The organism is Oceanobacillus sp. CFH 90083, assembly GCF_009389585.1.
Taxonomy (GTDB): Bacteria; Bacillota; Bacilli; order Bacillales; family Amphibacillaceae; genus Oceanobacillus.
In genome coordinates, this window is sequence record NZ_VIYG01000022.1 from 12876 (window position 1) to 36084 (window position 23209).

The following is a 23209-nucleotide window of genomic DNA, read 5'->3' on the forward strand; positions in this document are numbered from 1 at the left end:
TTACGCCTCCATCATAATTAATTGTGGGTCATTCAATAAACGTTTGATTTGGTTCAATGCATTTTGAGCAGTTGCACCATCAACGATACGATGGTCAAAGCTTAGGGATACAGCAAGAACTGGAGCCACTACGATTTCACCATCACGAACGACAGGTTTTTCCGCAATACGACCAATCCCAAGAATAACTGCTTCTGGATAGTTTAATACTGGCGTAAACCATTGACCACCGGCAGAACCAATATTGGAAATCGTATTGGAAGCACCTTTCATTTCGTCTGGTTTCAGTTTACCATCTCTCGCTTTAACTGCCAATTCATTAATTTCACTAGAGATCTGGAAAATAGATTTTTTATCTGCATCTTTTACAACCGGAACTAAAAGTCCGCGATCTGTATCTGCAGCAATTCCGACATTATAGTAGTGTTTTTCAACAATTTCATCGGTTGCATCATCAATATATGAGTTAAGAATCGGGAATTTCTTAGACGCAGAAACCAATGCTTTAACGACATACGGCAAGTAAGTCAACTTAATTTCTTGTTCTGCTGCAACAGCTTTGAATTTCTTACGGTGAGCTACTAGATCTGTTACGTCCACTTCGTCCATTAATGTAACGTGTGGAGCCTTCGATTTAGAGTTCACCATCGATTTAGCAATGGCTTTACGCATTGCAGTCATTTTCTCGCGAGTTTCCGGATACTGACCTTGTGGAGCAGCAGCTGCCACAGTATCTTCAGAAGTTGCAGTTTCTCCAGTCTCTGCAGCTTCCGCTGAATCAGAAGAAGCTTTCGGCTGGCCACCGCTTAAGAAGCTTTCGACATCTTCTTTGGTAATACGACCATTTTTACCGGAGCCTTGTACCTCTTTAATATTCACATCATTTTCACGTGCAAATTTACGGACAGATGGCATCGCAATAATACGTGTATCATCAGATTCAGATGCAGCTTCAGACGCTTGTTCAGCACTTTCTTCCGCTTTTTCCTCCTTAGACTCAGAAGAAGCATCATCAGATTTTGTATCTTCCTCTTCTTCATCATCGTATCCTTCCGCATCAAATGAAATTAATGTATCCCCTACAATGGCAACTTCACCTTCTGCGACATGGATTTTTGTAACTGTTCCATCAACCTGAGATGGAATTTCAACGACAGATTTATCATTTTGAATTTCACAAAGCACATCGTCTTCTTTTACTTCGTCGCCTTCTTTTACGAACCACTTTACGAGCTCGCCTTCGTGAATTCCTTCACCGATATCAGGTAATTTAAAATTAAATGCCATGAATGTTACCTCCTAAAAATTTAGAAATGAATTACTTCGTTTACTCTTTCAACAATGTCTTTATGGTCTGGCAGCCAAACTTCCTCTGCATCAGAGAATGCATAAACAGTGTCTGGTGCAGTAACACGAAGAATAGGAGCTTCTAAATGTAAAATTGCTCTTTCTTGAATTTCAGAAATAACTTGTCCGGCGATACCAGCCTGGCGCTGTGCTTCCTGAACAAATACAACACGGTTTGTTTTCTTCACAGATGCTAAAATAGTTTCATAATCAACTGGAGAAACCGTACGTAGATCAATTACTTCGGCAGAGATACCGTCTTTTTCTAATTCTTCTGCTGCTTTTAAAGAAGAATGAACCATTGCTCCATAAGCGAGTAATGTTACGTCAGAACCTTCACGCTTCACATCAGCTTTTCCAATTTCAACAGTGTAAGCATCTTCAGGAACTTCACCGCGGAAAGAACGGTAGAGTTTCATATGCTCTAAGAACACAACCGGATCATTATCACGGATTGCAGAAATCAATAATCCTTTTGCTTCGTATGGTGTAGAAGGAATGACTACTTTCACACCCGGCTGCTGGGCAATAAGACCTTCCAGGGAATCAGCGTGCAGTTCAGGTGTATGAACGCCACCGCCAAATGGAGCACGGACTGTAATCGGTGCATGGTAATGACCGCCGGAGCGATAACGCAGACGAGCCATCTGACCGCTGATAGAGTCCATTACTTCATAAACGAAGCCGAAAAACTGGATTTCTGGAACCGGACGAAATCCTTCCAATGCTAAACCGATGGCTAAACCGCCAATTCCTGATTCCGCAAGCGGTGTATCAAATACACGATCTTCGCCGAATTCATCTTGAAGACCTTCCGTAGCACGGAAAACTCCGCCATTTTGTCCAACATCTTCACCAAATACAAGCACGTTTTCGTCATTTTTCAATTCTACGCGCATTGCATCAGTGATTGCTTGAATCATTGTCATTTGTGCCATGATTTATTTCGACTCCTTTGCTTGATAAATTTCTTTTTGCTCCTGTAAATGAGTTGGAAGCTCTTCAAACATATTATCAATTAAATCTGTAACTTTTTGTTTTGGCTGTTGTTCAGCTTGCTTAATTGCTTGTTTGATATCTTCTTTCGCTTCTTCAATTACTTTGTTTTCATCTTCTTCAGACCAAAGTTTTTTACCTTCCAGGTATTTGCGGAAACGAACGAGCGGATCTTTTTTCTCCCACTCTTTATCCATATCTTCTGTACGGTAACGGGTAGGATCGTCACCAGACATGGTATGTGGCCCGAAACGGTACGTTAATGTTTCAATTAATGTCGGACCTTCACCGGCAACTGCACGATCACGGGCAAATTTTGTTGCAGCGTAAACTGCTAAAACGTCCATCCCGTCTACTTGAATTCCTTCGATTCCGGCAGCAACAGCTTTTTGAGCTAATGTTTTGGCATTTGTTTGTTTTTCTACTGGAACAGAGATTGCAAAACGGTTATTTTGCACAACAAAAATGGCAGGAGCTTTATATGCACCAGCATTGTTTATTCCTTCATAAAAATCACCTTGGGAAGTACCGCCATCACCGGTATAAGTGATTGCTACATTTTTCTTACCGCGTTTTTTCAAACCAAGTGCAACACCAGCTGTTTGAACATACTGTGCACCAATAATGATTTGCGGGCTTAACGCTCTTACTTCATCTGGGTATTGGTTCCCGTGAAAATGTCCTTTAGAGAATAAGAAAGCTTGGTATAATGGAAGACCCTGCCAAATCAACTGTGGAACATCACGATATCCCGGCAAAATAAAATCATCTTGCTCAAGTGCAAATTGACTCCCTAGTTGAGAAGCCTCCTGCCCGGCAGTTGGTGCATAAAATCCTAAGCGTCCTTGACGATTAAGTGCAATGGAACGTTGGTCGAGTATACGTGTGTACACCATCCGTTTCATTAACTCCTTCAATTCATCATCTGATAAATCAGGGAGATCATCTTTATTTACAACTTCTCCATTTTCATTTAGAATCTGGAACATTTCGAATTGGTTTTCAATATTTTCAAGTACCTGTTTCAAAATGATTCACCTCTTCCTTTCTTATATCAAAATTAAGTATCCTTTAACTATTCTACCCTTTAACAATAAAAATTACATACTAAATACTTTTACCCTGATGCAGCAATTTTTAATCTGTATTATTTTATCATTACTGTTCTAAAAGGACGAGTAATAGAAAGTAATACAATTTTTATCCTTTTATATCTTAGCTTATTTTTTTATACTGGTCAATCACTTTGCTTCTTGAATTTTAATATATTTCACAAGCGCTTTCCAGCCATTCTCACACTACACAGAAACTGTATCACTAAATAAAAAAACTGTATCAATTTTATTTATGATACAGCCCGAAACATTTTTGCAGGCCGTACTTCTCCTTTATAAAATCCATTTTCGCTATTTTATTAGGGTTACCCATAGTAAAAGCTGCCATCATTCATTAAATGGATGATAGCAGCTTTTACTGTAATTATTCTTCTGATTGGTCTTCATAACTCACATTTAGATCAGATGCTTCATAAAATGTACGCTTTGCTTCATTATAATCTGCTGTGAGTTGATTAAACTCCCCGTTTAATGCAATAATTCCTTCATAATTTTCATTTAATGCTTCTAAATGTTCCGTTACTTCATTTGGGTCAAGCTCTTCCAGCTGCAGCATTTCATATAATTCTTTTTCCTGCGCTGTAGAAGCTTGATAAGTATCATTTAAATCATAGTATGCTGTATATCGTTCTGTCATAATTGCAACCATATTCTCTGCATCTTGCTGTACACTTTCATCCTCTAAATCAGAAATAATTGATTCCACTTGGATAAACGCTTCTTCAGACGCTTCAATGCTTTCTCTTTCTTCAGCCAACTTTTCCTGCTTCTGCTCTACAACAGAGATTGCTTCCTGTGATAATTCTTGAATCTGTTCAAAATGATCCATATCCAAATCCACAATTTGACTGAATATATCTTGTTCTTGCAATTCAAGCTCTTCAATTTCCTGTTGGGTTGTTTCATATCCTTCTTCTAATTGAATTGCTTCTTCAAGATGATCGTGTATTTGCTCTTCAGAGGATTTGCTGCTGCATGCAGCAATCAAAAATAAAGAAGAAATAATCATTCCCAATAAATAAATTTGTTTTAACACAAAAAAACCTCCAATATGTACATTTCTTTCTCTTACTTCATCAGTCATTTGATTTTTTAGACAATATACGTCTAAAATTGTAACATATCAAATGGATGTCAACAAAAGCTTTTACATCTTCTTTCCCTATTTTATAATATGAGATAGCATCATCTCTAAGAATATGTGTTATGATAGGCAACAGACTTGTCTCACATAACTTTCTAATTTAAGTGGGTGTTCAAAATAACACGGCGGATTGCTTCGTACTTTTTGAACACACACTTTAACGTAAAAATAAAGGAGTCGTAAACATGATTACAATGAAAGATATTGTCAGGGAAGGGCATCCTTCTTTAGTTAAAAAAGCAGATAAGGTAAAAGTTCCGCTCTCTGCGGATGATAAGCAATTGTTAGAAGATATGCTGCAATTCTTAAAAAACAGTCAGGATGAGGAAATAGCTGAAAAATATAATTTAAGAGCAGGTGTAGGTTTAGCTGCGCCTCAACTCGGCATAGAAAAACAATTAATTGCGCTGCATTTTGAGGATAGTAAAGGGAAGAAATACAGCATGGGACTAGCAAATCCGAAAATCATCAGCCATTCTGTTGAGCAATCATACCTGCAAAGCGGGGAAGGATGCTTATCTGTTGACCGTGTTATAGAGGGCTATGTCCCAAGGCATGCCCGTATTACCATAACAGCTACAGATATACATGATAACCCCGTTAAACTTCGGTTAAAAGATTATCCGGCAATTGTTTTCCAGCACGAAATTGATCATTTACACGGGATTATGTTTTTTGATCGAATGAATCAAGATAATCCTTTTGCAATTCCAGATAATGCAATCGAGATCAGCTGACTGATAACTTATTGAAATTTCTTTGCAAGCCTGTATAAATTTGTTGATTTAGACGATGATAGAAATAGTTTACCTGACCCGACCAGAAAATTTATTACACGTTAGGAAAGTATAAAATTTTTACGCAGAAGCATCGGTGCAGTAAAAATTTTCAGGTGGCAAGTATAAGCGCGGTTAAGGCAGTCCTGCGCCTTTTCCATACTTGGTTTGCCAAGTTTTCTTTATTATTTATCGTTTTTTATTTAATTCTTTCCCATTTCGTACTATACTATAGATAAGAGGATTGGACGGTAGAGGGTTGAATTTGCTTTTCTATATTATCGGAAGGAGAAGTGAGTCCTTATGCTGAAACGTCTTAAAGAAAAACTCAAAAAACGTTTAAAGGATTTACTAGGCAAAGAGGGGCGTGTACCAACTACTAATAAAAATTAATCGCCAAACAATCAGATTCAAAAGAAAAAAGCCATTTTTTAGGGTGAGCCGACGGAAACTTACCTTTTATAACGGAATAGATAGCTTTGACTATTATAGAGTTTTTAATTTTAAAGGAGAGATGAAATGATTTTTAAAGTATTATATCAGGCATCCCAAGAAGAAGTGCCTGTAAGAGAACGCACGGAGAGCCTCTATGTAGAAGCTGAATCCGTAAGAGAAGCAAGATCAAAAATTAGTGACCGTAACATTAACATTGAGTACATTCAAGTATTAGATGAGGCACATCTCGAATACGAAAAAAGTACCGGTAACTTTGAATTGGAGAATGTATAATAATGAAATTTGTAAAAAATGATCAGACAGCTGTTTTTGCCCTTGGCGGACTTGGGGAAATCGGCAAAAATACGTATGCAGTTCAATTCCAGGATGAGATTATCCTTATTGATGCAGGGATTAAATTCCCGGAGGATGAGCTTCTTGGTATTGATTATGTCATTCCGGATTACACCTATCTTGTGCAAAATCAAGATAAAATTAAGGGTCTTTTTGTTACACATGGTCACGAAGATCACATTGGTGGAATTCCATTTTTATTAAAGCAAATTAATGTGCCAATTTATGCTGGTAAGTTAGCAATCGGTTTAATTCGTAATAAACTGGAAGAACATGGTTTATTGCGCAGTACGAAGCTAATTTCCATTCAAGAAGATGATGTTATTAAATTCCGTAAAACTTCCGTTAGCTTTTTCCGTACCACACACAGTATTCCAGATTCTTTTGGCGTGGTAGTGAAAACACCGCCTGGAAATATTGTTCATACTGGCGATTTCAAATTTGATTTCACACCAGTCGGAGAACCTGCAAACCTTTCAAAAATGGCTCAGATTGGCGAAGAAGGAGTATTATGCCTCCTGTCCGATAGTACGAATAGTGAAGTACCTGGATTTACAATGTCAGAAAGTGTTGTTGGCGAAAGCATCCAAGATATATTCAGCCGCGTTGATGGCAGACTGATATTTGCTACATTTGCGTCTAATATCTATCGCCTCCAGCAGGTTGTTGAAGCAGCCGTGAAGCATAACCGTAAAGTAGCTGTCTTTGGAAGAAGTATGGAATCGGCAATAAACATCGGACTGGAGTTAGGATATATTCAGGCTCCAAAGGACACGTTTATTGAAGGCAACCAAATTAATCGTCTTCCGGCAAATGAAGTAACGATCCTCTGTACTGGTTCACAAGGCGAATCCATGGCAGCACTTTCTCGTATTGCCAATGGAACACACCGTCAGATTCAACTTATTCCTGGAGATACGGTTGTATTTTCATCATCACCAATCCCTGGAAATACTGTCAGTGTAAGTAAAACAATTAATAAGCTGTATCGTGCAGGAGCAGATGTGATTCATGGCAAACTTAGTAACATTCATACATCGGGTCACGGAAGCCAGGAAGAACAAAAGCTTATGCTGCGCTTAATTAAGCCAAAATATTTCATGCCGATTCATGGTGAATACCGCATGTTAAAAGAACATACGAAATTAGCTGAGTTATGCGGAGTTGAAGAAAATCACTCCTTCATCATGGACAATGGGGATGTACTTGCTCTTGGAAAAGAACAAGCCTCGATCGCCGGCAAAATCCCATCCGGCTCCATCTATGTAGATGGAAGCGGAATTGGCGACATCGGGAATATTGTGCTTAGAGATCGCAGAATTCTTTCTGAAGAAGGCTTGGTTATTGTCGTAGTAAGTATTAACATGAAAGAATTCAAAATTGAAGCAGGTCCTGATATTATTTCTCGCGGCTTTGTTTATATGCGTGAATCGGAAGACCTTATCAACGATGCACAGAAGCTTGTTTCCAAACATTTAGAAAAAGTAATGGAACGCCGGACGACGCAATGGTCAGAAATTAAAAATGAAATTACGGACACGATTGCTCCTTTCTTATATGAAAAGACAAAGCGTCGTCCAATGGTATTACCGATCATTATGGAAATCTAAAGAACAAAAGCTTCATTCTCCTTATAAATTGCTTGAGGAGAATGAAGCTTTTCTTTAAAGAGGTACAAGCCTATGAAAGACAAATATTATGATAAGCTGTTACATATTCATACGATGGAGAACAAGAAAATGGTATATCCTGAATCACATCACTATAATCCTTATGAACCTACACCATATAGTGCTTTAGAAAAATTAACAAAAAATTATTCTTTTGCTAAACAGGATTCTATGATTGATTTTGGCTGCGGAAAAGGCCGTCTGCCATTTTACCTACATTATTTTCAACATGTATCTGTTACCGGCATTGAGATGGACCCACGCTTTTTCAGCGATGCTCAGCAAAACCTGCAGGCATATAAGCAATTGATACGCTCTGAAAATAATCAGGGTACTATCCAATTTATTTGTGGTTTGGCAGAAGAGTATGAAATTACAGCCCAGGATAACCGCTTTTATTTTTTCAACCCTTTTTCCATACAAATTTTCAAACACATTGTCTCTAATATTTTAAAATCAGTTGAAGATGCACCAAGAGAGGTAGATATTATTCTTTATTATCCTCATGAAACGTATATCCAATTTCTTGAATACGACAGCCCCTTCGCATTATGGATGGAAATAAAACTCAAGGCATACTGGCTTAATCCGGATGAGCGCCTTCTTGTCTACCGTTTCAGCAATGAATTAATCTAGTTGAATGTATTAAAAACCTTCCACAGCCGTCTAAGAAATGGAAGGTTTTTAATTTAATCGAAAATCAAGGCTTTTTCAAACCGGTTAATATCCTGATCTGCTCCGATGACAATTAATATATCCCCCTCGGATAAGGGCTCGTCTGCTTCCGGGGAAACATCGATTTCCGCACCTCTTTTTATCGCCACAATATTACATCCAAACCTGGCCCGGACATCAAGTGTAATTAAATTCTTTCCAATCATTTTCTTACCGGCAATAACCTCTACCATACTGTACTCATTGGAAAGCTCCAAATACTCTAAAATATTATTAGATATAAAACTGTGTGCCAGCCGTTTTCCCATATCCCGCTCTGGATGAACTACATGATGCACACCAATCCGGTTTAGTATTTTTTCATGATAGTCATTCTGCGCTTTGACAGTTATTCTTCTTATATTTAAATCGGTTAATATAACTGCTGCGAGAATACTTGCTTGTATATTTTCACCGATAGCTACGATGACATGATCAAAATTGGTAATTCCGATTTCCTTCAAGGCATCTTCATCGGTTGCATCCAGCACCACTGAATGAAAGGCAATATTTTTATATTCATTGACCTTCGTCTCGTCAGAATCAATCGCCAGGACATGCATTCCTTTTTCACTTAGCTCCTTACAAATACTGCCGCCAAATCTGCCGAGACCAATTACTGCAAAATCTTTCTTCATAAGAAACCTCCATTCTTCTGAACTTTATATTAACATAAAGCATGAAAGAAAGGGAGCAGCTGCATCATCTGCTCCCCCTGCTATGCTACATAGCATCCAGCATGGTAAATTGTGATTTTACAAGCTCGTAGTATTTTCCATGCTGCTGCATTAATTCCTGATGGTTTCCATATTCTAAAACTTCTCCCTGCTCCAGAACATAGATACAGTCTGCTTCCCGAATTGTCGACAATCTATGTGCAATAATAATCGACGTTCTCCCTTTTAACAAGTGTTTTAAAGCCTTTTGAATCTTCACTTCAGATTCTGTATCAATACTTGCTGTCGCTTCATCCAGAATAATGATGCTTGGATTTGCCAGCAAAGCTCTTGCAAAGGATAATAATTGTCGTTCGCCGGCTGATAGAATATTTCCCCGCTCCTCCACCTCTGTCTCATAACCATTTGCTAAGCGGCTGATAAAACTGTCTGCCCCGACAACCTTTGCTGCTTCCTTTACTTCTTCATCACTTGCCTCCGGTCTGCCGAAACGAATATTTTCCATTATCGTTCCCGAAAAGATAAATGTATCCTGGAGAACAACGCTGATGCGCTGTCGCAAGCTATCTAAAGTCACATCTCTCAGGTCATGCCCATCCACTCTCACCGCTCCTGATGTGGGGTCATAGAAACGGCTGATTAAGTTGGCAATGGTAGACTTTCCACTTCCCGTATGTCCAACCAAAGCAATTGTCTGTCCTGCTTCAATATCCAGGGAAATTTTCTTTAGAGCTAAACGATCTGCATTATAAGCAAATTCCACTTCATCGAATTCAATTTTTCCTTCCATCTCCTCTATTTCATATGCATCTTCTTTTTCTGCAACATTCGGCTGCTCATCTAAGAATTCAAAAATACGCTCTGAGGAGGCCATTGCCATTAACAATTGATTATACATCTGCCCCAGTCTTGAAATCGGCTCCCAGAACATACCTAAGAAAAAGGCAAAGGAAATAAATGTTCCTAATTCAATCGTTCCATTTAGAATTAAATAAGAACCAAAAGCAATTAAGATAATCGTTCCGACTGCATCGCAGATATCGACAAGCGGTCTGAAAAAGGCACTCTTCTTTGCGGCATCACGGAAGCTGTTAAAGAATCCTGTGTTGACACCATCAAAAAATTCCGCATTCTCTTTTTCTTGAGAAAAGGATTGCGTAATACGCATTCCTTGAAGCCCTTCATTTAAATGCGAATTCATTCTGGATTGCTGCAGACGAACCACCTGCCAAGACCGCCTTATTTTCCTTCTTAATGTAGTAGATATGATAAACATCAGCGGAATGACAATGATAACAGCCAGTGCTAAAGGCGGACTCATCACGAAAAGGATAATGATAATACCGCTTAACATTAAAATATCCATTAACAGATTAATAATTCCATTCGTAAATAACTCTTGTAAGGAATTAATATCATTTAAAATCCGAACCAGTATGGACCCTGCTGAACGATTATCAAAAAATCGATGTGACAGCCTCTGGACATGGGAAAAAAGTTTTTGTCTTAAATCATAAATAACATTTTGCCCTAAAATATTTACCCATTTAATCCGGAAACGGTTTGCTATGAAACTGATCATATAAAGAATGGAAATTCCTGTAACAAGGTAGATTAATAGATTTCCGTCATTTTGAGCAATTGCTATGTCTACAGCTACTTTACCTATCAGGATCGGGATAGATAACCGTATAACTGTGGCAATAATCATTGCAATAATAGCCCCGGGTAAGTATGTTTTTGAATAGGGCTTTAAAAACTGAAGCAACCTCCACATCTGTTCCCAGTTAAAGGGTTTCTCAATTGCCTGGTCTGTTGTATAATGAAACCGCTCCAGATGATCACTTTGTTTTTTTGCTTCTTTTACTTTCGCCAAGTCTCTCCCCCCCTTTAATTAACCGCACTCATAATCTCTTCGCGGTCTTGATACTGGATATTATAAATCCGTTCATACGGTCCATTATTATTTAATAAGAAATCATGCGTACCTCTTTCAACAATTTCACCATCCTCCAGGACTAAAATTTCATCTGCATGCTTTAAAGAAGAAATACGGTGCGCAATAATAAAGGAGGTTCTGTTCTTCATCACTGCCCGTAAAGCCTTTTGGATTTTATGCTCTGTTTGCATGTCAACAGCAGAAGTTGCATCATCTAAAACGAGAATACTCGGGTCAATACAAATGGCTCTGGCTATCGCTATCCGCTGCTTCTGTCCGCCGGATAAGCCCATTCCTCTTTCGCCCAGGAGTGTGTCATAGCCATCTGGAAGCTCCATGATAAAGTCATGTGCCTGCGCCATTTTTGCCGCAGCTACAATGTCTTCTTCACGAATTCCCGGTGTACCGTAAGAAATATTTTCTTTAATTGTAGTTGAAAATAGGAATGGCTCCTGCAGAACAAAACCAATCTGACTGCGAAGGCTTTTCAGCTTATAGTCCGAAACAGGACGTCCGTCGATTAGAACCTCCCCTTCTTCCGGCTCATAAAATCGGGTAATAAGCTGGGTAATACTTGTTTTTCCAGATCCAGTCGCGCCGATTAAACCAATTGTCTTGCCTGGCGGGGCATCAAAGCTGACATGCTTTAATGCTTCATCATCTTCCTCAATATATGTTAAAGTAACATCCTTAAATGTCACATGACCCTGAATTTCTGCATCGACAGCATCAGGCTTTTCTTCAATATCCTCAAGCGCTTCCAGTATCTCTAACAACCGCTCTCCCGATGCTTTTGCCTGGGAAAATTGATTAATAATAAATCCTAAGTTCATAAGCGGTCCCATGATAAACCAGACCAAACTGAAAAAAGCCATTAATTGTCCCGTTGTCATGGATCCATTTATAACAAAAAAACCACCGAATGCTAATAAAACAACCGCACTAACATTCCCGATAAATTCCATTACCGGAAAATACTTCGCCCATAACCCGGAAGTAAACAGATACTTCTTGCGATAGTTATCATTACTTTCAGAAAACCTTCCAATTTCAAAATCTTCTCTCGATAATGATTTAACCGTATTCATCCCGCTGATATTTTCCTGTACTCTCGTATTTAATCTGCCAAAGGATCGTCGAATATGTCGAAAGGCGGGATGAACCTGTTTATCAAATTTATAAACAACAAATGCAAGAAATGGCATAGCGGCCATTGTAATAAGTGCAAGAGGAATAGAATAATAGAACATTACTGAAATACTTATTACCATCAGAGCAACAACACGAATTAATTCCGCAAAACCAAGGGAGAGAAAGAAGCGAAACCCTTCTACATCCGCAGTCAGCCGGGACATAATATCTCCTGTTTTTGCATTATCGTAATACTTAAATGCAAGTGATTGCAGCTTATCATACAAAGACTCACGCAACTTATATACAGCAGTCATCCCAAATAAATCACCCAGATACTGAAAGAAAAATGTGGAAATGCCTTTCACTACCATTAATCCTAAAAATGCACCGCAGATATAAGGAATCAATTCATATCTCTGTTCAGCAACGACTTCATCAATCGTAATTTGAAGTATGATCGGATAAACGACTGTAATAGATGTAACGATAAGCATACAAATAATGGACCAGATAAAGTATTTCTTATATGGCCAATAGAAGCGCTTTAATTTTTTAAAAATATTCAAAATTTGTTCCTCCTTTCACTAATCCGTATTAACTAATATAACGGTTTCCGAAATAGATTTCTACTGTTTTGCTTTTTTTTTGAAAATTTTTTTAAATTATTTTTAGATATTGATAATATCTTCTTTTTTAGTACGCATTCAAAAAGTTTGATAGAAAGGATCGGCCGGCTAAGAGCCCGACGTCATGGATCTAAGACTATTCACCCCCATCAATTATTTTGGTTAGACTTTTAAACGCCCTCTTTCAGTATACTGATTCTGACCATCAAGCACATCATACAGCAGACTGAAATCTCCATACAACAAAGGCCTTATCATGGATAAGACCTCTTCTGCGACGATTGGCTTATATTTATTGCTTTGCATTTAATAACCGTTTCAAACGCTGCTCGATCAAACTTGTTGAAGATTTCCCAATTTGTTTAAATCGCAGCCTTTCCTGTTTATCAAATAAATATAATGCAGGAACATATCGGAATTGAAATAGATCAGCCAGCTGATCATCCATGTCATCAAGATAAACAGCATCACAATACAACAGGTCCAGCTTATTTTTTATTGCTGATAAACTAATTTGTTCCTTATCTAAATATGTATGAATGAAAATTGGAACCACATTTTTTGACTTTATTTCCGGAATAGCAGTCAGCTTCTGTAAAAAATAGCTGCAAGATGAACAGCTCACAGACCAGAAGACTACAATGGTTGGCTTTCCGCCGGCTAATAACAGAGACTGGTTACTCCCAGGCAATTGCTTGAATCCCGATAAATCAGGAAGTACATCATACATCTGCATAAAGTCACTCCTTATTTTTACTCTTAACTGATATATGACGAAGGAGAAAAATGTATGCATTTGTTTTATCACGAAAGATTCATCATAAAGAAAGCTTGGCGAATGCCTTAGTTAGGGTCTGGGACCGCGATTACTCGTCCTATCAAAACCGCTGCACTTATACTTTTTTCCTTAGATTCTTTATACTTCCATTCTTAAAGTGTAAAAATAAAAAGATTTTCTCCATCTGATAAGAGAAAATCTTTTTATAAAAGTGACATGATATCTATCCGAAGCTAATCAAATGACCGGATAAAAGTTTCTACCGCTTCCACCCCGACAGAAAGTGCAGCTTCATTCGGGCTTAGCCTCGCATGATGGAGTCCATACGGAGAATCCACGCCGAGCCAAAACATAAAGCCCGGAATTTCTTTTAACATATCTCCAAAATCTTCTCCAGTCATTGCCGCCGAGGCCTGAATATAGGTGATATCCGTCGTAGCCAGCGATTCTTTAAAGAGCTCTACATATTTTTCATCATTTACTACTTGATAATAGTTTGCTCCATAATCTACATCAATTTGACAATCATATGCTATTTCAAAGCCTTTAATCAGCTTCTCCAGCTTTTCCTTCACCAGGACAATTGAGGAAGCCTCTGTCGTCCGGATCGTTCCTTCCAAGCGTGCTGTCTCTGCGATGGCATTTTGAACAAACCCGCTTTCCATTTTTCCAATCGTCACAACAGAACCATCTAAAGGATTCAGCCCCCGGGAAACTATCTGCTGAAGCTGGACAACAAAATTACTTGCCGCCACGGTCATATCCTTTGCTAAATGCGGATAAGCAGCATGTCCGCCAAGCCCTTTGAAATCAAGAAACAGCTCACTTGTATTTGCAAATAAAAGTCCCGGCTTTGAAGATACCTGACCAACTGCTAATTCCGGAGCTATGTGCAATGCAAAAATGATATCCGGCTTCCAGTCGAGAAATTCCTTTGACCCGATCATCGGTTTAGCACCGCCTGGTCCTTCTTCTGCCGGTTGAAAAATAAATAAAACATCATCTTTTACGGGCTGCGCAATTATTCTTTTGAGTGTTCCCAAGGCAATCGTCATATGAAAATCATGTCCACAGGCATGCATTCTCCCGACATGTGTGGAAGAAAATTCAAAACCGGTGTCTTCTAAAATCGGCAGACCGTCTATATCTGCTCGGAAGCCAATCCGCTTTGCAGGGTTGGTTCCAGATACATGGACGAAAATACCGGTCCGCCAGGTTTTAATTTTAACACGATCTGTCGCCATTTCCCCGATTTTTGCCAGCAGGTATTCTTGCGTCTTCTCTTCCTTAAAGCCTAATTCAGGAATTTGGTGCAGCTCCCTGCGGATCGTTTGCAAATCGAATGCTGTCATAAAGTCCTCATCTGCCTTAGTTATCTAATTTACGAAGCTCTTGTTTAATTTCTGTCTTGGATTTTGTCTGCTCATCAATCTCTTTTAAAATACGGGCAGGTGTACCACCGACCAATGTATTCGGCTCTACATCCTTTGTAACAATAGACCCTGCTGCGACAATAGAACCTTTTCCAATCGTAATTCCTTCAAGGACAACAACATTCGCACCAATAACCACATCATCTTCTACAACAACCGGTTTTGCAGAAGGCGGCTCAATAACACCAGCCAGCACAGTGCCTGCACCAATGTGGCAGTTCTTACCTACTGTCGCTCTTCCGCCAAGCACTGCATTCATATCAATCATCGTTCCTTCGCCGATAACAGCACCGATATTAATCGATGCACCCATCATAATAACAACACCATCACCAATTTCTACCTGGTCACGAATGACAGCACCCGGCTCAATACGCGCATTGATATTTTTCAAGTCCAGTGTTGGAATTGCAGAATTACGGCGATCGTTTTCTATCACATAGTCTTCGATAACTGCTTCATTCTCTTTTAAGAATTGCTCTACTGCTTTCCACTCACCAAACAATGTACCGCTTTTCACATCAACAAATGCTTTAATCCCATCCTGCTCAGGAAGCTTGTCCAAATCTCCCTTCACATAAACCTTCACAGGGGTACTTTTCTTACTATTAGAAATAAACTGTATAATTTCATTTGCATCCATAGTTAACTATTCCTCCATTTTCTATCATCTCTTTATTACTTTAGCAGACGACACCTTTATCGGCAACTAAAATCATCAGAAAAGCGAACGAGCTTTCACAGGGTTCAGGTGATTCTACGTTACCCGTACAATGCAAATACTCTCAGCAGGAATTCCTCACCATATATCTCTTTGATTAAACCTTTATCAATCTCAATTAGATAGAAAAAACCCCTAAAGCAGAAGAAAAACAATATCCTATCTTCTGTGCTTTAGGGAGACTCTATTATTATTTTTTATATGCGTTCATATAAATATCTTTCTTGACCTGCTTTAAGATTGCTCTTCTTGTTAAAATACCGTCAAAATAACCATCTGTATCAACCAAACATACAAATGGATGGTCAATAGAAGCATTCAGACCATCTAATAAACTGTTTTCTCTTGTTAAGGTTGGTACGTCGCTGGCCATAACATCCATCACCCGGATTTCTGATAAGCGTTCCATCTCAAAGCTTTCTATACCCAGGACCTCATTAAGGATAACGGTTTTACCGATAATTCCGGCAAATTTATAGGTTGCATCAAGTACGGGCACTGCGGTATAGCCGGATTTCATTAATACCAGTAAAGCATGCTCTAAAGGATTATTAAGCTGGACATGTGCCACCTTTTCAGCAGGTATAAGGACTTCACTAATCTTAACATCTGTCAATTGCTTATCTTGCGTTGCGCTCACCTTATCTACCCCCTTCTTCATAAAAAAACTGGTGGTTATTCAATGATGATGATGATGAATTTGAGTATTTTGTAAAAACAATTCAGTATATACAAATTTACTGCTTCAATAACTGCCTTATACCTTCATTGCAAAGTTCATATGCATTATTTATTCGTACAATAATGTATCAGCCGCCAACCTTAAAGCATATTCCATACCTTTTTTAATTATACACATTACTAGTTTAACACACTTCCTCTTTTCTCTCACAATGATAGCATCAACAGATTCCTAAATTGGAAAAATATAGATTGTTTGAAGAATTACCCGTTTTGCATTTTTAAAAGCATGCCTTTCTTGCCATAAAGATATGTCCACCACAATGATTTTTGATGAAAGGAGCCCATTACAGGAATCGGTAGCGTTTAACTTATTTTATAACCTTTCTTTACTGTAGAAAAACTTTGCAAGTCACTCCTTTAAAGATTGTAAAAAGATCAGGCTGCATCTACTCGACCTATTCAGTTCGTTCGTCTGATCCAAATAAGATGGCAATAAAACTTTCTTATTTGCAAAATGAAAAAAGTCACCTATCCGTGCTATAATTTTCGTATCGGGTTATTCAGAAAGGAAATTATACTATGAATCGCAGAACATTTTTAAAAAGGTCTTTAGGAAGCTTATTGACATTACTTGGCTTAAGCGGCGGAACTTATTTTTACGCCCGTGAGATAGAACCTTCTCTACTGAAAATCACAGAAGAATCCATTACATCTCCGCAAATTCCCAACGCTTTTAATCAGTTTAAAATCGTTCAATTTTCCGATACACATTTAGGTTTTCATTATGATTTAGAACAGCTAGAAACACTTGTTTCAAAGATTAATAATCTGGAGCCTGATTTAATTCTGTTTACTGGAGATCTGGTTGATGAGCCTAATAATTATCATTGGAATAACAAGCTCATTCATTTACTGCAAAAGTTAGATGCGCGAGAAGGGAAGTATTGGATATATGGAAATCATGATCATGGAGGCTATGGAACGGATATTTTATACGAAACCTTTGAAGCAGCTGATTTTACCTTATTGCAAAACAGTGCTTCCCGTATTGAGCGGGAGGATGCATCCTTCATCTTAGCAGGACTGGATGATGCTATGCTGGGAAACCCTGATATTAGTCAGGCTCTTGAAGAACGAAACGATTCTGATTTCACTATACTTCTGGCTCATGAACCTGACCTTGCTGATACCGTAAAGAATTATCCAGTAGATATTCAATTATCGGGGCATAGTCATGGAGGCCAGGTCCGCCTGCCATTTATCGGTGACTTATACACACCTGCATATGCAGAAAAGTATGTTCAAGGGAAGTATACCATTTCAGATAGATTGACGCTCTATGTGAACAGCGGGATTGGAACAACCCGCTTACCTTATCGATTTTTTTGTAAACCGGAGCTGCATGTATTTACATTGCATTCCTTATAGTGCGTGTTCAAAAAGTTCGATAAAAAGGATCAGTCGGTTAAGAACGCGACGTCCTGGAGCATAAGATTACTCCCCCAACCGTAAAGCGTTGTCGCAACACCGACATTAGTACGTCCTGGGACTGGGACTGCGATTACTCGCCCCATCGAAAAACATTTGTGCGTCAACGCACTTCCGCAGGATGCAGTGGCTTCTACGTTGCCCACACGATGTTGATGTTCTTAGTGGAAGTTCACTTTCCCGTCGTGTCACTTTTATTGTACTTTTTGAACATCCTCTTATAGAAGCTTTCTCTAAGAAACTTGGCATGCCAAACTTCAAAGGCGGGTGTTAAAAGCAGAAACTTGAGCAAAACTTATTTAAAAATGTCATAATTCCTTCATATGAGATGGTTTCTCACCTTTTTTTCCAATGCTATAATGAACATAAGTTATCGCAGGGAAGGATTTAATGCTATGAGAAATTATTTAATACTTATTGGTTTATTTTTTGTATTGGCTGGATGCGGGCAAAGTTATGCAATTGAAACAACCATGTCAGAACAAGTTCCCGATTTTGAGTACACAACACAGGATGAGGAGCAGCTCACTCTGGACGATTTAAAGGGAGAATGGTGGGTCGCTGACTTTATCTTTACAAACTGCACAACTGTCTGTATGCCGATGACATATAATATGGCTCATCTGCAATCGATGATGGAGGAAGAAGGTATCGATGCACAGCTTGTTTCCTTTAGCGTCGATCCAGATTTCGATACTCCTGAGGTGTTAAAGGAATATGCTTCTAATTACGATGCAGACTTTGCTAATTGGTCTTTTGTAACAGGGTACGACTTTGAAACAATCCGTGAATTTTCCATTAAGCATTTTAGAAATCTCGTTCAAGCTCCGGCAGAAGGCGATGATCAGGTCATCCACGGGACATCCTTCTTTTTAGTCAGCCCGGAAGGAGAAGTTGTTAAAAATTATGATGGTGTTGAAATCGACAACATGGAAGCCATCCTCGCCGATTTAAAAAAGGTAAACTAAATAACCTCCAGATGCAATAAAAAATATGTTGCTCCACCAAAAGAAATCTGTTCACTGCACTACCTAAAAGGCCTTAGTCATGAAGCTATGGTCTTTTTTTCTTTCCAAAGCTTTCTTCACCCTAACAAAACAAGGGCATTTGTTCGTATTTTTTCGATATAGTATTGAAATTCCATAAATTTTAAGTTAGAGTATTACTTAAAATAGATTGATTGAAATCCTTTTTTAAAAGGAGAGACAAAAAATGAAACACGAAGTTGAGATTCAAAAGCTTGCACAGGCTTTATTTGTTATTAACAAGCATGCTAAAACAGCTCCCGAGCCAAAGCAGCTATACCAACTAAAGAAGCAAGCCATTGAAAAATTATTAAAAGAGAACAAAGCATTTAAAAAAGGGCTCCATTTTTCAGACCATCCTAAGCTCAGTAATCAGCATTCTACTGTGCTTATTAAAGTAGGAGACTATTGTTTCCATATTCCCCCTGTTAAAGAAGATCTAAAACAGCTGAAACATCTAGGTGCTTTAGATCAAAGCTACCGCAATCCACCGGTAAAAATGTCCTTATCTCAAGCAAAGCGGCTTATCTGCCAATATATTAACTGGAAGCAAGAAAAACCAAAGTCCCCCACTGCCAAAAAGCAGCATTCCAGCTATTACGTACCTTCTTCCTTAGGAAAAATGGATTGGCCTCCTGCACGCTCTAAAAAGAGATAAAGGCTGCTGGATATTTAGAATAAGCTTAGTTAGCTTAAAGGATGTTCACACTTATAAATATCTTTTGTGGTCAAGCACTAAAATAAGTGAAGTTTGTTATAGAGGATGTTCAAAAAGTTCAACAAAAATGATTCGGTATAAAAAGGAACTTCTACTAAGAACGCACAGGATGTGCTAGTGTCGGTGTTGCAGCCACTCTTTACGGCGGGCGGCGTGAGTAATCTCAGGCCCCAGGACGCCTGAGACCTTAGCCGACTTGATCCTTTTTATCAGACTTTTTGAACACGTACTTATGGAATATTTTATTTTCTTTTTAATAAAAATTGATGCAGTAACGGGAAAACTGCCAATCCTGCCCCTAAAACAGCAAGACTTTGCATGGCTGACCTTACAAAGTGCCAGGCAGCTCTTTCCTGAACCATGGCTAAAATAATCGTTATACCAATGACAACAATACTTGCACCAATATAAGCAAGAAAGCGCAGCATTTGCTTTTTTATCGCCCACTTATATATTTTTTTCATTATAAAGTAGACTGCCAGACTGCATAAAAGCATCACACTGACATAGATATAAGCGATATTAATCCCAATATTTCCTATAGATACAATTCCTGATAGCAGCATATTCTCACCTTTTCCTCCAGAATCCTTTGCTGCTTAGTTTCGTCACTTCCAGTTTATTTTATACCGGTGGAAAACACTCCCTGCTGCATGGAAGCAGTATCATTGAACATTTGCACAGTACCTGCCTGACATTTCACAGTTACAGTAAAAAAACCGCTTTAGCAAGGATTCCCCTACTCAGCGGTTAGTTCTTTTTTATTCTTTTTATGATTCAATAAAAAAGCTTCCTGTTTCTTTTCTAACTTCTCTTCAATTTGTGATATACTTTTTTCATCGTTTAATAATTCTTGTCTGTTCATATCAACCAGCTGTTCAAAATTCAGAGATCTTGGTCGCATATTGTATTCTCCTTTCATTCTTTATTTCCATTATACCCTATTTTGTTCATATTAATCCAAATTATTTGAACATTTATTGAAACTTTTAAGCGAAGGTGATTATATTGAAGCATTTATTAAATAATAACGTAAAAAAAATTGAAATATCAGGGATTCGCAAATTTTTTAATCTTGTTTCCGGTGAAAAGGATATCGTTTCTTTAACCATCGGCCAGCCCGATTTCCATACCCCGGATAATGTTAAGCAAGCAGGTATTCAGGCTATAGAGAATAACCTTACAACGTATACGCCAAATCAGGGGATTCTTGATTTACGGAAGGCGATACATCATTTTTACAAAACAAATTATAGATTGGATTACCGCCCCGAGTCCGAAATAATTGTTACCTCAGGTGCGTCGGAAGCGATCGATATTACTTTTAGAACCATTCTTGCACCAGGAGATGAGGTTATTTTACCAAGCCCTATTTATCCTGGTTATGAACCATTAATTACGCTGGCTGGTGCTAAACCGATTCATGTAAACACAACCCATACAGGCTTTAAATTTACTCCTGATATATTAGCAGATGCTATCTCAGAAAAAACAAAATGTGTTGTACTTCCCTCTCCATCCAATCCGACAGGCGCCGCATATTCTGAGGAAGAATTGCAAGCACTTGCGGAGGTACTTAAGGGAAAAGAAATATTTATTTTATCCGATGAGATTTATAGTGAAATTGTATTCGATTTTGCCCATACATCGATTGCTTCCATTTCGGATTTAAAAAACCAGACTATCGTGATTAATGGTGTATCCAAATCACATTCTATGACAGGCTTCCGTATCGGCTACACACTTGCTCCAGAGTGGATATCTGAACAAATGTTAAAGGTGCATCAATACAATGTATCCTGTGCTGCGTCGATCAGCCAATATGCTGCCTTAGAAGCATTGACGACTTATCAGGAGCATACAGCACATATTAAGCAGGTCTTTAAAAAACGCCGAGATTACGTATATGAACGGTTGGTAAAAATAGGATTAGAGGTTGAACAGCCGCAGGGTGCATTTTATATGTTCCCGAAGCTCCAATTAGATAATCTGAATTCATTTGACCTGGGGCAATCCTTAGTCCGTGATGCCAAGCTCGCTCTTGTTCCAGGAACCAGTTTCTCTAAAGATGGGGAAGGCTATATGCGGCTAAGCTACGCCTATCACGAAGACATTCTAAAAGAAGGACTGGATAGGCTGGAAGCATACTTGTTAAGTAAAAAATAAACAGCATCCTGTCTTTTCATTCCATATTTTTCAGCATTTCCATTAGCATGTTTGCGCCCTATTGCGTAGGCATGCTACGATAAAAGAGATTAAGTACTTTTTGGAGATGAGTATGTGGAAAATATCAAACAAAAAAAAGAATGGATAGGCTGGATAAAAGCGATTATTATTACGATGATGCTTGCATTTTTTCTCAGAACATTTATTTTTGCTACTTCCATTGTAGAAGGAGAAAGTATGTACCCCACACTTCAAGATGGAGAGCGTGTGATTTTTAATAAAATTGTTTACACAGTAGACGATCCTGCCCGGGGTGATGTGGTCATTATTCATCAGCCTCCGAAAAACTATGTAAAACGCATTATCGGGATGCCTGGGGAAACGATAGAAATTGAAAATAGTCAATTATATATTAATGGCGAGGCTTATCAGCAGCATTTTTTAAGTGATGACGTCATTGCCCAGACCAATAGTTTTGGCCCTATAGAAATTCCTGAGGGGAATTATTTCGTAATGGGAGATAATCGGCTGATCAGTAAAGACAGCCGTAATGGACTCGGATTTATTCCACGGGGGGATATTATCGGCAAATCAGAGCTGATTATTTATCCATTCAATAAATTTGGCTGGATAGAATAAAAGCAGAGAGCTGCATATCTTTTTTTGAAAATCCTCTTTCAGAAAAAAGAAGCAGCTTTCTGCTTTTACAATGATAAAGGGACTATTCTCTATCCATAACACAATAACCAATATTCAACACGAGGATTGCAAAGCATACTACACCAAAAAGCATTTCCATCCCAAAAGCACTCCCTTCGATATGTACAATATATGATTTTATTATTTCACTAATCTAATTCCATCTTATCAATATCTCCGTATAAAATAAAGTAAAAATATAATTACGGCTCGCCGACGAAGTCATTTTCTCTTCCTGTATCACCTGGTGTAATCATTTTCCTGAAATAAAGCATTATGTAAAAAAAGAATTAGGGCAAATGTCTATACACATTTTATCTATTTGCATACAGTAATACTGTAAGTTCAGGAGGTGAAAAGCATGGGCTATGGATATGGTGGTGGCTACGGTTATGGTGGCGGCTGTGGCTACGGAAACGGCTTTGCGCTGATTGTTGTTCTTTTCATTTTATTAATCATCGTTGGAGCTGCATTTTACTGCTAATCAGAAAATGGCTTGTGCTGCAGGCACAGGCCATTTTTTTAAATGTTTTTGAAACCCCCCTGCTATGCAGGGGGTTCTGGAAAGCT

At 38.5% G+C, this 23209-nt stretch carries 22 protein-coding genes and 1 pseudogene; 10 read left to right on the forward strand and 13 right to left on the reverse strand.

Going from position 1 to position 23209, the window contains the following annotated elements; translation table 11 throughout:
• The 4 genes from FLK20_RS20000 to FLK20_RS20015 form a co-directional block, all read right to left on the reverse strand.
• Window positions 1-1287, reverse strand: coding sequence for a dihydrolipoamide acetyltransferase family protein (locus tag FLK20_RS20000; RefSeq protein WP_152658365.1), 1287 nt, complete (start codon window positions 1285-1287; stop codon window positions 1-3).
• A 20-nt stretch (window positions 1288-1307) separates the two neighbouring features.
• Window positions 1308-2285 carry an alpha-ketoacid dehydrogenase subunit beta gene (locus FLK20_RS20005; RefSeq protein ID WP_152658366.1) on the reverse strand — a complete coding sequence of 326 codons (978 nt, stop codon included), beginning with the start codon at window positions 2283-2285 and terminating at the stop codon, window positions 1308-1310.
• A gap of 3 nt (window positions 2286-2288) precedes the next feature.
• A complete protein-coding gene (gene pdhA / locus FLK20_RS20010; RefSeq protein WP_152658367.1) occupies window positions 2289-3371 on the reverse strand; it encodes a pyruvate dehydrogenase (acetyl-transferring) E1 component subunit alpha in 1083 nt (360 codons plus the stop codon).
• Between the two features lie 451 nt (window positions 3372-3822).
• On the reverse strand, window positions 3823-4494 hold the full coding sequence (locus tag FLK20_RS20015; RefSeq protein ID WP_194165706.1) for a YkyA family protein: 672 nt from the start codon (window positions 4492-4494) through the stop codon (window positions 3823-3825).
• Between the two features lie 293 nt (window positions 4495-4787).
• On the opposite strand from FLK20_RS20015, the gene def reads away from it, so the two are divergent.
• The 4 genes from def (at window position 4788) to FLK20_RS20035 (ending at window position 8473) form a co-directional block, all read left to right on the forward strand.
• Window positions 4788-5339, forward strand: coding sequence for a peptide deformylase (gene def / locus FLK20_RS20020; protein WP_152658369.1), 552 nt, complete (start codon window positions 4788-4790; stop codon window positions 5337-5339).
• 558 nt (window positions 5340-5897) lie between these two features.
• Window positions 5898-6107, forward strand: coding sequence for a DNA-dependent RNA polymerase subunit epsilon (locus tag FLK20_RS20025; protein WP_152658370.1), 210 nt, complete (start codon window positions 5898-5900; stop codon window positions 6105-6107).
• A 2-nt stretch (window positions 6108-6109) separates the two neighbouring features.
• Window positions 6110-7777 (forward strand): ribonuclease J1, encoded by a 1668-nt coding sequence (rnjA, locus tag FLK20_RS20030; protein ID WP_152658371.1) that lies wholly within the window; start codon window positions 6110-6112, stop codon window positions 7775-7777.
• A 72-nt stretch (window positions 7778-7849) separates the two neighbouring features.
• Entirely contained in the window at window positions 7850-8473 is a 624-nt protein-coding gene (locus FLK20_RS20035) for a methyltransferase (protein WP_152658372.1), read from the forward strand.
• A gap of 53 nt (window positions 8474-8526) precedes the next feature.
• Here the strand turns inward: FLK20_RS20035 and FLK20_RS20040 are convergent, their stop codons facing one another.
• The 7 genes from FLK20_RS20040 to cbpB all read right to left on the reverse strand — a co-directional run bounded on the left by FLK20_RS20040 (window position 8527) and on the right by cbpB (window position 16499).
• Window positions 8527-9189, reverse strand: coding sequence for a potassium channel family protein (locus tag FLK20_RS20040; protein WP_152658373.1), 663 nt, complete (start codon window positions 9187-9189; stop codon window positions 8527-8529).
• 85 nt (window positions 9190-9274) lie between these two features.
• Window positions 9275-11005, reverse strand: coding sequence for an ABC transporter ATP-binding protein (locus tag FLK20_RS20045; RefSeq protein WP_370453221.1), 1731 nt, complete (start codon window positions 11003-11005; stop codon window positions 9275-9277).
• A 113-nt stretch (window positions 11006-11118) separates the two neighbouring features.
• A complete protein-coding gene (locus FLK20_RS20050; protein ID WP_152658375.1) occupies window positions 11119-12867 on the reverse strand; it encodes an ABC transporter ATP-binding protein in 1749 nt (582 codons plus the stop codon).
• A 352-nt stretch (window positions 12868-13219) separates the two neighbouring features.
• Window positions 13220-13663 carry a TlpA family protein disulfide reductase gene (locus FLK20_RS20055; RefSeq protein WP_194165707.1) on the reverse strand — a complete coding sequence of 148 codons (444 nt, stop codon included), beginning with the start codon at window positions 13661-13663 and terminating at the stop codon, window positions 13220-13222.
• A gap of 275 nt (window positions 13664-13938) precedes the next feature.
• Window positions 13939-15057, reverse strand: a complete 1119-nt coding sequence (locus tag FLK20_RS20060) for an N-acetyldiaminopimelate deacetylase (protein ID WP_152658377.1) — start codon at window positions 15055-15057, stop codon at window positions 13939-13941.
• Between the two features lie 16 nt (window positions 15058-15073).
• Window positions 15074-15781 (reverse strand): 2,3,4,5-tetrahydropyridine-2,6-dicarboxylate N-acetyltransferase, encoded by a 708-nt coding sequence (gene dapD / locus FLK20_RS20065; RefSeq protein WP_152658378.1) that lies wholly within the window; start codon window positions 15779-15781, stop codon window positions 15074-15076.
• A gap of 268 nt (window positions 15782-16049) precedes the next feature.
• Window positions 16050-16499, reverse strand: coding sequence for a cyclic-di-AMP-binding protein CbpB (gene cbpB / locus FLK20_RS20070; protein WP_152658379.1), 450 nt, complete (start codon window positions 16497-16499; stop codon window positions 16050-16052).
• Between the two features lie 623 nt (window positions 16500-17122).
• Between cbpB and FLK20_RS20075 the strand changes: the two genes are divergently transcribed.
• The 3 genes from FLK20_RS20075 to FLK20_RS20085 all read left to right on the forward strand — a co-directional run bounded on the left by FLK20_RS20075 (window position 17123) and on the right by FLK20_RS20085 (window position 19714).
• A complete protein-coding gene (locus tag FLK20_RS20075; RefSeq protein WP_152658380.1) occupies window positions 17123-17971 on the forward strand; it encodes a metallophosphoesterase in 849 nt (282 codons plus the stop codon).
• A gap of 455 nt (window positions 17972-18426) precedes the next feature.
• A complete protein-coding gene (locus FLK20_RS20080; RefSeq protein ID WP_152658381.1) occupies window positions 18427-18999 on the forward strand; it encodes an SCO family protein in 573 nt (190 codons plus the stop codon).
• 244 nt (window positions 19000-19243) lie between these two features.
• Window positions 19244-19714, forward strand: a complete 471-nt coding sequence (locus tag FLK20_RS20085; RefSeq protein WP_152658382.1) for a YkyB family protein — start codon at window positions 19244-19246, stop codon at window positions 19712-19714.
• 302 nt (window positions 19715-20016) lie between these two features.
• Here FLK20_RS20085 and FLK20_RS20090 read toward each other — a convergent pair whose 3' ends face one another.
• Window positions 20017-20340 carry a hypothetical protein gene (locus FLK20_RS20090; RefSeq protein WP_152658383.1) on the reverse strand — a complete coding sequence of 108 codons (324 nt, stop codon included), beginning with the start codon at window positions 20338-20340 and terminating at the stop codon, window positions 20017-20019.
• A gap of 173 nt (window positions 20341-20513) precedes the next feature.
• Window positions 20514-20678: an FbpB family small basic protein gene (locus FLK20_RS20095; protein WP_152658384.1), complete on the reverse strand. Its 165-nt coding sequence runs from the start codon at window positions 20676-20678 to the stop codon at window positions 20514-20516.
• 104 nt (window positions 20679-20782) lie between these two features.
• Here FLK20_RS20095 and FLK20_RS20100 point away from each other — a divergent pair, with 104 nt between their 5' ends.
• The 3 genes and pseudogenes from FLK20_RS20100 to FLK20_RS22025 all read left to right on the forward strand — a co-directional run.
• Window positions 20783-21940: an aminotransferase A gene (locus FLK20_RS20100; protein WP_152658385.1), complete on the forward strand. Its 1158-nt coding sequence runs from the start codon at window positions 20783-20785 to the stop codon at window positions 21938-21940.
• 114 nt (window positions 21941-22054) lie between these two features.
• Window positions 22055-22579 carry a signal peptidase I gene (gene lepB, locus FLK20_RS20105; protein ID WP_152658386.1) on the forward strand — a complete coding sequence of 175 codons (525 nt, stop codon included), beginning with the start codon at window positions 22055-22057 and terminating at the stop codon, window positions 22577-22579.
• 466 nt (window positions 22580-23045) lie between these two features.
• Window positions 23046-23123, forward strand: a pseudogene (locus FLK20_RS22025) (YjcZ family sporulation protein); the annotation flags it as partial.
• Between the last annotated feature and the right edge of the window lie 86 nt (window positions 23124-23209).

Bases quoted from the DNA above. Each gene is read 5' to 3' on its own strand.
- FLK20_RS20000 (WP_152658365.1), bottom strand. From the start codon at position 1,287: ATGGCATTTAATTTTAAATTACCTGATATCGGTGAAGGAATTCACGAA.
- FLK20_RS20005 (WP_152658366.1), bottom strand. From the start codon at position 2,285: ATGGCACAAATGACAATGATTCAAGCAATCACTGATGCAATGCGCGTA.
- def (WP_152658369.1), top strand. From the start codon at position 4,788: ATGATTACAATGAAAGATATTGTCAGGGAAGGGCATCCTTCTTTAGTT.
- FLK20_RS20025 (WP_152658370.1), top strand. From the start codon at position 5,898: ATGATTTTTAAAGTATTATATCAGGCATCCCAAGAAGAAGTGCCTGTA.
- rnjA (WP_152658371.1), top strand. From the start codon at position 6,110: ATGAAATTTGTAAAAAATGATCAGACAGCTGTTTTTGCCCTTGGCGGA.
- FLK20_RS20035 (WP_152658372.1), top strand. From the start codon at position 7,850: ATGAAAGACAAATATTATGATAAGCTGTTACATATTCATACGATGGAG.
- FLK20_RS20040 (WP_152658373.1), bottom strand. From the start codon at position 9,189: ATGAAGAAAGATTTTGCAGTAATTGGTCTCGGCAGATTTGGCGGCAGT.
- FLK20_RS20045 (WP_370453221.1), bottom strand. From the start codon at position 11,005: ATGTGGAGGTTGCTTCAGTTTTTAAAGCCCTATTCAAAAACATACTTA.
- FLK20_RS20055 (WP_194165707.1), bottom strand. From the start codon at position 13,663: ATGCAGATGTATGATGTACTTCCTGATTTATCGGGATTCAAGCAATTG.
- FLK20_RS20060 (WP_152658377.1), bottom strand. From the start codon at position 15,057: ATGACAGCATTCGATTTGCAAACGATCCGCAGGGAGCTGCACCAAATT.
- dapD (WP_152658378.1), bottom strand. From the start codon at position 15,781: ATGGATGCAAATGAAATTATACAGTTTATTTCTAATAGTAAGAAAAGT.
- FLK20_RS20075 (WP_152658380.1), top strand. From the start codon at position 17,123: ATGAATCGCAGAACATTTTTAAAAAGGTCTTTAGGAAGCTTATTGACA.
- FLK20_RS20080 (WP_152658381.1), top strand. From the start codon at position 18,427: ATGAGAAATTATTTAATACTTATTGGTTTATTTTTTGTATTGGCTGGA.
- FLK20_RS20085 (WP_152658382.1), top strand. From the start codon at position 19,244: ATGAAACACGAAGTTGAGATTCAAAAGCTTGCACAGGCTTTATTTGTT.
- FLK20_RS20090 (WP_152658383.1), bottom strand. From the start codon at position 20,340: ATGCTGCTATCAGGAATTGTATCTATAGGAAATATTGGGATTAATATC.
- FLK20_RS20095 (WP_152658384.1), bottom strand. From the start codon at position 20,678: ATGCGACCAAGATCTCTGAATTTTGAACAGCTGGTTGATATGAACAGA.